This window comes from Vibrio sp. YT-15 (assembly GCF_033337445.1).
GTDB classification, from domain to species: Bacteria; Pseudomonadota; Gammaproteobacteria; order Enterobacterales; family Vibrionaceae; genus Vibrio; species Vibrio alginolyticus.
Map to the genome: position 1 here is coordinate 300,602 of NZ_JAWOQR010000003.1, position 12,431 is coordinate 313,032.

9 protein-coding genes are annotated in these 12,431 nt (G+C 44.7%); 4 read left to right on the forward strand and 5 right to left on the reverse strand.

Annotated features, from left to right (window positions below; translation table 11 throughout):
• Nucleotides 1-14 precede the first annotated feature (14 nt).
• Entirely contained in the window at nt 15-1,346 is a 1,332-nt protein-coding gene (locus R7D93_RS08355; protein WP_206957341.1) for a D-serine ammonia-lyase, read from the forward strand.
• 97 nt (nt 1,347-1,443) lie between these two features.
• Here the strand turns inward: R7D93_RS08355 and cydC are convergent, their stop codons facing one another.
• The 3 genes from cydC to trxB all read right to left on the reverse strand — a co-directional run bounded on the left by cydC (nt 1,444) and on the right by trxB (nt 6,008).
• On the reverse strand, nt 1,444-3,165 hold the full coding sequence (gene cydC, locus R7D93_RS08360) for a heme ABC transporter ATP-binding protein/permease CydC (RefSeq protein WP_225495573.1): 1,722 nt from the start codon (nt 3,163-3,165) through the stop codon (nt 1,444-1,446).
• On the reverse strand, nt 3,158-4,945 hold the full coding sequence (gene cydD / locus R7D93_RS08365) for a heme ABC transporter permease/ATP-binding protein CydD (protein ID WP_213868396.1): 1,788 nt from the start codon (nt 4,943-4,945) through the stop codon (nt 3,158-3,160). Before cydD ends, cydC begins: the two co-directional genes overlap by 8 nt.
• Before the next feature lie 103 nt (nt 4,946-5,048).
• Nucleotides 5,049-6,008, reverse strand: a complete 960-nt coding sequence (gene trxB, locus R7D93_RS08370; protein WP_225495575.1) for a thioredoxin-disulfide reductase — start codon at nt 6,006-6,008, stop codon at nt 5,049-5,051.
• Nucleotides 6,009-6,367: 359 nt separating this feature from the next.
• On the opposite strand from trxB, the gene R7D93_RS08375 reads away from it, so the two are divergent.
• Together R7D93_RS08375 and R7D93_RS08380 are read left to right on the forward strand one after the other, a co-directional pair.
• Nucleotides 6,368-7,024, forward strand: coding sequence for a 2OG-Fe dioxygenase family protein (locus R7D93_RS08375; RefSeq protein ID WP_005377989.1), 657 nt, complete (start codon nt 6,368-6,370; stop codon nt 7,022-7,024).
• Nucleotides 7,008-8,243 carry a cysteine desulfurase-like protein gene (locus R7D93_RS08380; protein ID WP_085569570.1) on the forward strand — a complete coding sequence of 412 codons (1,236 nt, stop codon included), beginning with the start codon at nt 7,008-7,010 and terminating at the stop codon, nt 8,241-8,243. The genes R7D93_RS08375 and R7D93_RS08380 overlap by 17 nt, the downstream gene beginning before the upstream one ends.
• Before the next feature lie 90 nt (nt 8,244-8,333).
• On the opposite strand, the gene R7D93_RS08385 is transcribed toward R7D93_RS08380, so the two are convergent.
• Nucleotides 8,334-9,158 carry a DUF2797 domain-containing protein gene (locus R7D93_RS08385; protein WP_033905129.1) on the reverse strand — a complete coding sequence of 275 codons (825 nt, stop codon included), beginning with the start codon at nt 9,156-9,158 and terminating at the stop codon, nt 8,334-8,336.
• Nucleotides 9,159-9,492: 334 nt separating this feature from the next.
• Here R7D93_RS08385 and R7D93_RS08390 point away from each other — a divergent pair, with 334 nt between their 5' ends.
• The gene (locus tag R7D93_RS08390) at nt 9,493-10,830 is read left to right on the forward strand and encodes a GGDEF domain-containing protein (RefSeq protein ID WP_206957337.1); all 1,338 of its coding nucleotides are present in this window, start codon (nt 9,493-9,495) and stop codon (nt 10,828-10,830) included.
• 142 nt (nt 10,831-10,972) lie between these two features.
• On the opposite strand, the gene R7D93_RS08395 is transcribed toward R7D93_RS08390, so the two are convergent.
• The gene (locus tag R7D93_RS08395) at nt 10,973-12,343 is read right to left on the reverse strand and encodes an SLC13 family permease (RefSeq protein WP_017634863.1); all 1,371 of its coding nucleotides are present in this window, start codon (nt 12,341-12,343) and stop codon (nt 10,973-10,975) included.
• Nucleotides 12,344-12,431: the final 88 nt, after the last annotated feature.

A 12,431-nucleotide genomic window follows, 5' to 3' on the forward strand; every position in this document is an offset into this window, starting at 1 on the left:
TCCAGGAAGGTAAAATGACCAAGGCAAATATTGAAGCGCTGACTAAGCAGTTCCCACTCTTGGCAGCACTTATTGATCTTGAAGAGGTTTGTTGGTTTAACCCCCATATCACTTCCTTGGAGGAAGGCTTACCTCATGTCGGGTTAGATGAAAAAGATATTCAAGCGGCGAGTGAACGGCTAACACGATTTGCGCCTTATTTGATGAAAGCGTTTCCCGAAACGGAAACGTCGCGTGGCGTTATTGAGTCCGCAGTGGTGGATATTCCCAATATGAAAGTGCGTTTGGAGCAGCAATACGGCACGCCAATATTGGGCCATTTAATGCTCAAAAAAGACAGTCATTTGCCAATTTCTGGTTCGATCAAAGCGAGAGGTGGTATTTATGAAGTGCTCACTCATGCAGAAAAGTTGGCGTTTGATGCCGGCTTGCTCTGTGAAAGCGATGATTACAGCAAATTGTTCAGCAATGAGTTTCGGCAGTTTTTTAAGCAGTACAGTATTGCGGTTGGCTCAACCGGCAATCTTGGTATGTCCATCGGCATCATGAGTGCGAAGCTGGGTTTTTCAGTTTCAGTCCACATGTCTGCGGATGCGCGGGAATGGAAGAAAAATAAGCTCCGGTCACATGGTGTTAATGTCGTAGAGCACCAAGAAGATTATGGTATTGCTGTCGAGCAAGGTCGTAAAGAGGCAGAAAAAGATCCCAACTGTTTCTTTATCGATGATGAAAACTCACGGACGCTGTTTCTAGGTTACTCTGTTGCGGGTGAGCGTCTTAAGCAGCAGTTTGATGACTTGGGAATCGTTGTTGATGAGCATCATCCATTGTTTGTTTATCTTCCTTGTGGTGTTGGCGGTGGACCTGGTGGGGTGGCATTTGGCTTGAAGGTAGCATTTGGCGAGCATGTCCACTGTATTTTCGCAGAGCCAACGCACTCACCGTGCATGCTGTTGGGCGTACATACAGGCTTGCATGACGATATTTCGGTACAAGATTTGGGTATCGATAACATCACCGCCGCTGATGGTTTGGCAGTAGGTCGTGCCTCGGGATTTGTCGGAAGAGCGATGGAAAGGCTACTTGATGGTTTTTACACCATTGATGACGCTCGTATGTATCACCACTTGGGTGAGTTAAGTGAACTGGAAGGTATTAATCTAGAGCCTTCTGCATTAGCCGGTATGATTGGGGCAGTGCACGTCTCGAATAACCATGCTTATCAGTCTCGAATGAAATTTGACGAAGAAAAACTCAAAAACGCAACACATCTTGTTTGGGCAACAGGTGGGGGCATGGTTCCGGAAGATGAAATGGCGGCTTATCTCAAAAAATCTGGTCGGTAAATCAGCACTGTATACGTGCTTAATTAGGTAACTAATAATACAGGAATAACAAAAGGGCTCATCGTTTGATGAGCCCTTCTCGTCACTGAAAATCGAATTATAGAGATTGTAATAGCTGGTAGTAACGACCTTTTTGAGCGAGTAGCGTTGGATGGTCGCCTTGTTCGATGATCTCACCTTGTTCCATCAAACAGATGCTATCCATACTTTCTAACTCTATCAGTCGGTGTGTAATGAATACTACTGTCTTATTAGCAAAGTGTTCATTGAAAAGCGCCATCACTTTTTGTTCCGTACGCTTATCGAGGCCTTCAGTCGGTTCATCTAAGAGTAGGATTGGGGCATCACGTAGCAATGCTCGAGCAATACCGATTCGACGTTTCTCACCACCAGATAACTGACGACCGCCGTCGCCTAACCAAGCGTCTAAACCCGGCTCTTCAAGAAGTCCGCCAAGCTCGACTTTTTGTAAAATAGTAGACAGTTGCTCATCACTTGCATCCGGCGCGGCCATGAGTAAGTTGTCACGTAGTGTCCCGTTTAGTACATCTACGCGTTGACTGACCACAGTCATTGCTGCTCGCAGGTCCGACTCGCTCCAATCTTGCAGTTTTGTACCACCGATTCGAACTTCACCTTGGTTAACATCCCAGTAGCGGCAAAGAAGCTGAATCAGTGTTGATTTACCTGAACCTGTTTGACCTACAATTGCAGTTTTAGTGCCCAACGGTAGTGAGAGTGACAAGTCTTTCAGTACCTTTTGCTGACCGTCAGGGTAAGTAAAATCTATGTTGTCGAATTCAATGTCTAACGTTGTGTCTTTATGTTTCGACTGCTCAGGGAAGACAACGTCAGGTTCAGCCAAAATTACTTCATTTAAACGACGAGCAGAGGTCAACGTTTGACCAAGATACTGGAATGCGCCCGCGATAGGCATCAGAATCTCAAAGCTCGCCATGGTTGCAAACGCAAACAGCGCAATCCAAGGATCAGGAGCACGACCACCTACGCCGTCTGCAGAAAACCAAAGCATCACAACCAGTGTAAGGCCGTTCACCAGCATAAGCAGGCCTGAAGCCATGCCCGTTAAATTCGCGTTCACAAATTGGTTAGACAGCAACTGCTTCTGCTTCTCTAGAATGAGATTACGATAACGTTCTTCTGCTCCAAAGATACTCAGTTCACTGTAGCCTTGAAGCCAGTCCAGTGTCGCTACTCGCAATTGCGCTTTATGATGAGTGAGCTTCTCGCCATTGTTTTTACCCAGTTTATAGAACAGTACTGGCCATACAAACAACATGACGGTAAGAATCGAGCCAAGCAGTAGGGCGAGATGCCAATCAAAGAAAGCCAGGACAGCCGTTAAACTCAATATGCCAAAAACACCAATCACGACAGGGCTGATAAGTCGAAGGTAAACGTGATCCATCGCGTCTACGTCCGCTACTAGGCGGTTGAGCAGATCGGCATCACGCATCGTAGAAACACGACCCGGAATCAGTGGTGCAAGTTTCTTAAAGAAGAAGATACGTAGATCGGTAAGCAGCTTGAACGTTGCATTGTGGCTAACGACACGTTCTCCCCATCGACCTGCGGTTCGAGCCATTGCAGTGCCGCGTACCCCGGCACCTGGTAACATGTAGTTGAAGGTCTCACGAGCAACCGTCAAGCCTGCCACCGCTGCGGCTGAAATAAACCAACCTGATAGCGTTAATAAGCCAATAGACGCCGCTAAGGTCAGAAATGCCAGTAGCATACCTAGCGAAAGACCAAACCAGTGTTTCTTATAGAGTTTTAGATAAGGGAGTAAATCACGCATCTAAGTTCCCCTTGTCTGTTTCACGTTGTGCGAGGTTCGCTTCCAACATGTCTTTAAATAAGCCATATTCTGTCGACAGTGTGGCGTAATCACCACGTTGAACAATCTGGCCGTCCTGCATAACAAGAATTTGCGATACGTTTTGTAAAGGCGCAAGTTGGTGAGTAATCATCAAATTCGTTGTGGCATGCGCATACTTGTTAATGCCTTCCATAACGAGTTTTTCACTGCGAGCATCTAAGCTTGCGGTTGGTTCATCTAATAACCAAAAACGACCATTTTGTAGCATGGCGCGAGCCAGTGCTAAACGCTGCGCTTGGCCGACAGATAAACCACCAGAACGATCAGATATCGGATAATCCAACCCATGCATTTCAACAAATTCAGCAGCGTGAGAGTCATTCAACACACAATGTACGTCTGCATCCTGAATATTGTGCTTACCTAGTGTGATGTTATCTCGAATGCTACCGTGTAATAGCATCGGGTTTTGACCAATCCAGCTTACTGCCTCTCGCCATGTGGCTAGATCCAGTTGCGACAATTCACAACCATTAATCTTCAAGCTACCTTGATAAGGCATGAAACCGAGGATGGTGTTTACCAAGCTTGTTTTACCTGCGCCACTTGGTCCAACTAAAGCCGTACTTTTGTTGGCTTCAAGAGAGAAGGATAGGGGACCTGCGAGCTGCTTACCTTCCGGACTAAAAATGGTTAACTGGTCCGCTTCAATATGGATAGGGCTGTTTTTATCTAACGCTTGGGTACCATCTTTGATTTGATCGACTTCCAAATCCAGAAATTCGACAATGCTTTCTGCTGCGCCAACCGCTTGCTGTTTCGCATGATAGAACGTGCCCAAATCACGTAATGGCTGATAAAACTCTGGCGCAAGAATCAGAATGAACAAACCAGCAAAGAGCGTAACACCCGTGCCGTAGTAGCCGAAGTCCAGCTCCCCGATATAACTAAAGCCAAAGTAGACAGCGGTAATTGCGATAGAAATAGAAGTGAAAAACTCTAACACCGCAGAAGACAGAAACGCGATTTTCAGAACGTCCATGGTACGAGTACGAAAGACTTCTGAAGCACCCTTAAGAGTTTCAGTTTCAGATTTTGTTCTATCGAATAAGCGAATGGTCGTCATTGCTTGCAAGCGGTCATAAAAGTGACCCGACAAACGCTGCATCGCTTTAAAGTTTTTACGGTTTGCTTCTGCGGCTTTCATCCCAACCAGTGCCATGAAAATAGGCACTAGTGGTGCAGTGACCAGGAAGATCAAGCCTGCTGCCCAGTTTACTGGGAATACGACAACCAAAATGATGAAAGGCACTAGTACCGATAATGACATTTGAGGCAAGTAGCGTGAGAAGAAATCTTGCATATCTTCTACCTGCTCTAAGATGAGCGTTGCCCAACTGCCAGCAGGTTTGCCTTTGATGTAAGCTGGCCCAAGTTTATGAACTTTATCTAAAATGAGTTGGCGAATATAAACTCGAATTTGCTCCCCGCAACGGTAACCGGCAAGCTCTCGACCCCAGGTACAAGCAGCTCGACCGATAACCGTGCCACCGAGCCCAACAAAATGCCAAATGAGGTCGGCTTTGTCGACTTGGTCAATGATTAACTGGTGCAGAATGGAGGCGAGCAGGGCTGCTTGAGCCAATAAAAACACGCTTGAAAGTACGCCTAGGCCTATCGCAATCATAAGCCAGCGCTTGGCTAACTTACTTTGTTGCTTCAGCCACTTATTCAAGCTGCTTTGCTTTTTCTTATCCATCGTGAAGGCTTAATGATAATTGTTTTAATGAGGCGGTAGTATACAAAAGAAAACCCAGCGGGAATACCGCTGGGCTTTAAGGATATGACACAAATGTGAAAAGTTATTTGTCACCAAGTGAGTCTAAGAAACGTTCAGCATCTAATGCAGCCATACAACCTGTACCTGCAGAGGTGATCGCTTGACGGTAGTTGTGGTCCATTACGTCGCCAGCTGCAAATACACCTTCGATACTAGTTTGTGTTGCGTTGCCTTCAAGACCTGATTGAACGATGATGTAGCCATCTTTCATGTCTACTTGGCCTTCAAAGATTTGTGTGTTTGGCTGGTGGCCAATTGCGATGAATGCACCCATTACATCGATATCTTCTGTCGCACCGCTGTTCACGTCTTTAATGCGGACGCCCGTTACGCCCATATCGTCACCCAGTACTTCATCGAGAGTGCGATCGGTATGAAGAACGATATTACCGCTTTCAACTTTATCCATCAGACGTTTCACAAGGATCTTCTCTGCGCGGAATGAATCGCGGCGGTGGATCAGGTGAACTTCTGACGCAATGTTAGATAGGTATAGCGCTTCTTCAACAGCCGTGTTACCACCGCCCACAACTGCAACTTTCTGATTACGGTAGAAGAAACCGTCACAGGTTGCACAAGCAGAAACGCCGCGACCTTTAAATGCTTCTTCAGACTCAAGGCCAAGGTATTTTGCTGATGCGCCGGTAGATATGATTAAGGCATTACAAGTGTACTCACCTGAGTCGCCTTTTAAACGAAATGGGCGTTGTGATAGATCTACTTCATTGATGTGATCAAATACGATTTCAGTTTCAAAACGCTCGGCGTGTTCTTTCATGCGATCCATCAATGCTGGTCCTGTCAGTCCCTCAGCATCGCCTGGCCAGTTTTCAACTTCAGTTGTGGTGGTTAGCTGACCACCTTGTTGCATTCCCGTCACAAGCACAGGGTTTAAGTTTGCACGCGCTGCGTAGACGGCAGCTGTGTATCCTGCAGGACCAGAACCAAGAATTAATAATTTACAGTGTTTTACGTCGCTCATTATGGCTCCAAAAAGGGCGTAACATTTCCCTCGATTGTATGGAAATTCTTAGTGCTTTAAAAGCATAAACAACGATTGTGATCGAATAATTGGTTATAGATTAGAACCCACTAAATATTGATTGAGAACGTTGACTTCTAGCATAAAATTCTATTCGTAGTAGAGAAGTCTAGTTTCAAATATTGTCAAAGCGTAAAACTGAAACATGGCTCTGTTTTTGTGGTTTGGTTTGGTTTGTTATGTTGTTTTCGTCGTTTTGTTGAAGCTATCAACGTTAAAAGCTGGTAATTGCAGAATATTTGCGTAACCTAGTGTGTAAATTAAATGTTAATTAATGTGCCTCATTAAAGGAGCAAATGATGTTACATTCACGTGAGAATACTCTACATTTAACACAGCTCAGCATGGCAGCAATTGAGCAGCTTTCCCCATCGTTTGAAGAACTGCCTCGTACCGAACATGCAGATGGTCAGTATCGACTACGACGTTATTCTGTGGTTGGTTTTGATAACGGCAAAGTCATCGACTTAAATAAAAATAGCTTTGTTCAATCCTCTGATATCAACCGATTTCAAGGTGATGTTGTAAGACAATTCGAGCCAATTGAGAAGGATATTCTTACCAGCGATGGATTTCGAGAAATGTGTGAATTGTTTGTCAATGCGAATCATCTGCCAAACGGTCAAGAAATAGAAATTCACCAAATCCGTATCAGGGCACTGGAAGAAGAAACCCAAGTAGCACCTGAAGGTGTGCACCAAGACGGTTTTGATCACATTGCAATGGTTGGTGTGGGACGCCATAACATCATCGGTGGCGACATCATGCTGTACAGCAGCCATAACCAAGCCCCATTTTTCCGTAAAGTGCTAGAAACCGGAGAGGTCGCAATCTTGGCTGATAGCAAGCTGTGGCATAACGCGTGCCCAATCCGCTCTGTTATTGATGACGAAGCGGGCCATATGGATGTATTTGTACTCACGGCTACGGATAAGCGTAATGAACTTCAATCTTAATCAGATCAGAGAGCAATTTCCGGCGTTGGCTCAATACCACAACGACAAGCCCGTGACGTTTTTTGATGGTCCAGGTGGCTCACAAGTGCCTCAATCAGTACTAGACAGCATGGTAGGGTATTTAGGTCGTTTCAACGCTAACTTAGGCGGGCATTATTTTTCTAGCCAAGTGACCGTTGACGTAATGCAAAATGCGCGTGAGTCGGCTCAGGCTCTACTTAATGCCCCTTCATCTGGCAATATTGTCTTCGGTGCCAATATGACCTCGCTAACCTTTCAGCTTAGTCGCGCGATTAGTCGAGATTGGCAAGCAGGAGATGAGATCATTGTTTCCGCTTTGGATCACTATTCAAATGTATCCAGCTGGCAGCAAGCGGCAGAAGATAAAGGCGTTACGGTTCATCAAGTTCGTATCAACGAAGAAGATTGTACGCTGGATATGGAGCATTTAAGCCGCCTTCTTTCTGATAAAACGCGCCTTGTCGCTGTGACTTATGCATCGAACACGACGGGCTCTATTGTGGATGTACAGCAAGTAGTCAGCATGGCGCACAATGTTGGGGCACAAGTTTATGTGGATGCCGTCCATTATGCGCCTCATCATTTGGTTGATGTTCAAGCGTTAGGTTGTGACTTTTTAGCTTGCTCAGCTTACAAGTTTTTCGGACCGCACGTTGGTATTGCTTACATAGCCGATCAGTGGCTCCACAGTATTCGCCCTTACAAAGTCGAGCCTGCCACTAATATAGGTCCAGGTCGATTTGAAACAGGAACGCAAAGTTTTGAAGGTCTTGCTGGTGTCGTTTCTGCGGTTGAGTATCTGGCTCAATTTGGTGAAGTCGGTTTACCTCTTCGCCAACGGTTGGAGCAAAGCTACCAACTGTATGAACAACATGAGCAGCGCTTGAGTGAGCGTTTCTTACAGCGTTTGAATGCATTAGATGGTGTCAATCTATTCGGTATCGCAAAGGAAGATAGCCAACTCCGCACGCCAACTTTTGCGCTAACGTTTGACCGATATTCTCCAGAGTTCATCGCGAAAACACTGGGTGAACATAACATTTGTGTATGGAATGGTCACTTTTATGCGTTGGGCTTAGTTCGTCAACTTGGTTTAGAAGAATCGGGTGGTGTAGTGCGAATTGGTTGTATGCATTACAACACAATAGAAGAAGTCGATATGTTATTCGATGTGCTAGAAAGCATCCTTGACGCATAATTAACGATTTCTTCCTGATAGAAAAACAAAAGCTCGAGTCAAACTCGAGCTTTTTTCGTTTTTATTTGAATCAACGCGTTTTACAAGCGATTACTCACTAACTTCAACTTCATAGGAAGTGAATTTTCTTACATTAATAACGCCAGTATCAAAGATGAGGTATTGACCTTTAATGCCTTGCAAAGTGCCAGTAACAACCGGGTTTTTATCGAAGTTATGCGAAATGATCTTCGTTGGGTGCTGTTGTACCGGGTAGCTAAGGTCGGTAATGCTTTCGTTTAATACTTCAATGGCATCTTCGCCGAATTGCTGTTTTATCTCGGCAATTTTCTCTTCGACTAAAGGCAATAGCTCAGCAAAACGGTCCTGCAATGCCATAGGTTCACCGTCACCTTTAAGCAGTGTGCGCCAATTGGTCTTGTCTGCGATATGTTTCGCCAGTTCAACTTCAATTAAACCGGAGATATGGCGAGTTTTTACTTTAAAAATTGGCAAGCCCTGAGTCGCGCCTTGGTCAATCCAACGAGTCGGGATTTGAGTATGACGAGTGATACCAACTTTTAAGCTGGATGTGTTGGACAGGTAGACAAAGTGATCCACCATGCAATTCTCTTCACCCCATTGTGGTTCGCGACAAGTCCCTTGATCGTAGTGACAGGTCTCTGGCTTCATGATACACATGTCGCAGCTTGCTAGCTTTTTCATGCATACAAAACAGTGGCCTTGCGAATAACTCTTTTTCGTTTTCTTTCCACATGAGCAACAAAAAATATTGCCAGTGTGAGTCAGTGTGAGCGTTTTACCCAGAAACGGAGTTAAGTCGATCTCTTCCTCACCGACAGGAAGACGGTAGTTGACGGCACCGTCCAGAGAAGCACGCATCTTGTTTAGCGTGCCAGTTGCAATTAATGACATGACATTACTCATTATTGTGTTTTTGCACAGTATATACTGAAGTGGAGAAGAGATGCAGGGTTGACAGGAGCTTTAAAGTAAATGTCTTGCACTAAATTATTATGCATCGTGTTTTATTTTCTAAAAATTATGGCTGTGAAATGCTTCGCAAATAGAAGTTGGGCTGCACTTTTTAGAAATTTTAAAACGTGATAACGGTTCAAAATCCGTTACTATGTGTCGAAAATAAGAATTGAATGAAAAAGCGATTTTATTTCTTGATAAATCACCTTGATTTCATTTTTTGAAATTATTGAACCCCACGTATTGTATAATCTCAGCAGGTCACTTGCCCATGAAGTGGATCCATAACTTTATCTTTGCTCTTTCTATTTGCACTATCAGTTTGGTTGCCCTTTATAGTGTGCTTGGCGATACGCGAAAGCTGACCATTACACCTGAGCATTTCAATATCTATGCAACTAAAGATGCCAGTGAAGGAGGTGTGAGTGAGGCAGATATCACATACGATCGGCAAAGCCTAGTTCTTAGCTGTGAACTAAAGCAGAGCTCGTATGCTTGGCCTTATTGCGGAATCTCGGTTTATACCGATTCAGCAACGCCAACACAGGGTATTGACCTTTCCAACTACCATACGATTCGATTGAAGGTGCGATATGAAGAGGCAGGAATAGGGGCTAACCCTAGCCACGACCTACGTTTGTATCTTCGCAATTATAATTCTGAGTATTCCAAGCCGGACGACGAGTACACCATTAAATATAATGGCATGCAGTTTTCTCCATCGGGTTCGAGCGATATTGTCGAAATTCCGATTAAAAATCTTCAGGTGATGACCTGGTGGTTAGTAGATAACGGAGTCGCGATTGAACACTCTGCACCTGAATTTTCAAACATCACACGTATTGATATTGCAACTGGGTCTGGTGCGGCACTTGGTAAACATAGAATTGTGATTGATAAAATTGAGTTTGAAGGCGCTTACCTTGCGCAAGAAACATTGTTGTATGCATTATTAATCTCTTGGATGGCGCTTGGACTGGCTTTTTCTCTGCATGAGTTACGAAAAAATAGAGTGGCTTATGAAAAAGCGCAAAAGCGTCACCGTCATTTGGAAAAGGTGAATAATACTTTGCGAGCTCAAAACTATGAGTTTGCAGAGTTAGCGCATCGAGATGCTTTGACGGGCGCGATGAACCGATATGCTGTGCAACACTGGCTGGAACAACAATCTCGTCAGGTTCGCTGGGGGCATAACACCTTCAGTATTCTCTATTTGGACTTGGATAAGTTTAAAAAGGTGAACGACAAATTTGGGCACCAAATGGGGGATGACATATTGCGCGAATTTGTCATGGTGGTAGCGACTTCTATTTACTCAGACGATCGACTCGTTCGTTGGGGCGGCGAAGAGTTTGTCGTATTTTGCCCTGATACCAATATTGAACAAGCGTTAGAGAAGGCAGAAATGATTCGCAAAAATGTGGAGGATCATTTGTGGGTGCACGGTGAGTCATTAACTTGCAGTATTGGCGTTGCCCAAATGCAGAATGAACGCGTCTCAGAAACCATGGCGAGAGCTGACGAAGTGTTGTATCAGGCGAAGCGCAATGGTCGCAACCGAGTGGAAGCTCATTATGGTTTACTTGCTTGCGAAAAGAAGCAAGCCTGATAGCCGTTCACTGAAAGGAAAGAAAAAAGGTGGCCAACTGGCCACCAAGAGGGAAACTGCTGAACACCACTTAGGGGGGAAGTTTGGGTTATCGATACGATTACCGTGAGCAGCAGTGTAGTGCTAATCGAACTTGCTATTTTTACCAGAACAACCAAGCGAAAAGCGTTAGTGCAGCAATACAGGCAATGTTTAATACGAAACCAATTCGCATCATTTCTTTTTGCTTGATATGACCCGTACCGAACACAATCGCGTTTGGAGGTGTTGCAACTGGTAACATAAATGCACAAGATGCAGCGACGGCAATCAGTGCAGAAAGAATAACCGGAGACATGCCTAAGGCTTCTGCAATGGTCGCAAATACAGGGACAAGTAGTGCAGCACTGGCGGTGTTACTCGCAAACTCAGTTAAGAAGACAACAAAAGCAACCACTGCAAGAATCGTTAAGAGAATACCAGCTTGCTCAAGGAAGCCTGACAAGCTATGAGCCAAAAATACGCTTGTTCCGGTTGCTTTTAGGACGTTACTCAGACAGATACCACCACCAAATAGGATTAACACACCCCAGTCGGTTGTTTTCTCAATATCTTTCCACTCGACGGCGCGAGAAGCACCAAGTAGAAGGATGGCGCCAATGGCTACAAGAGTATCGAACTTCGCGAAGCCACCCAGCATAGCGTTAATAGGCTTACTGAATATCCACAAAGTTACGGTCAGTAAGAAAATCGCCAACGTAATCATTTTGCCGTTTGTCCATTCGACTGGTTGATGGTCAAGGTCAAACTTGTGGCTAAGGTCAGGCTTAGTCATCGTGTACAATACGAGGATAGCGATTGGCATTAATACTAGGGAAATAGGTACACCAAACTTCATCCATTCAGTGAAGCTTAGACCAACTTCAGCGGCTGCAATTGCGTTTGGTGGGCTACCAACCAGTGTTGCAATACCACCAATTGAAGCACTGTAAGCGATACCGAGTAGAACAAACAAAAAGGTGTTGTGGTTTTTCTTGGCGTCTAGCTTTGTCATCACACCCAGCACAAGCGGTAACATCATCGCGGCGGTGGCGGTGTTTGAAATCCACATTGACAGGCCAGCACTCACACCAAATAGCATGAATACAGCGACAGACATTTTTCCTCTTGCCAGCAATAGTACTTTATCTGCAATCGCTTGATCTAACTTTTGTTTATGTAGAGCCGCAGCTAGTGCAAAACCACCCAAAAATAGAAAAATGATGGAGTTGGAAAAGTTATTCAGTGCGGCTTGAGTGTTGAACACACCCAAAAATACCGCAAGTAGTGGTATGAGCAGCGCAGTAATGCTGACGTGAATCGCTTCGGTTAGCCACAGAATAGCAACAAAAACTAAGATGCTCAGGCCGGTTACTACTTGTGGTTCAAAGGGTAAGGTATTAAACAAGATAATGAACAATAGGATATTCGCGTTCAAAATCATGCTGTTGCGAGTGAAGAACCAATTCTTCAATGTCACAGCGAGTGCGGTCATGGGTAGTGCTCCTTTTGCATTGCCTTTTGTCGGTTTTTTTATGGCAAAGTAACTGACTTGTAGTTATTTATTGATGAAATGTTACTTT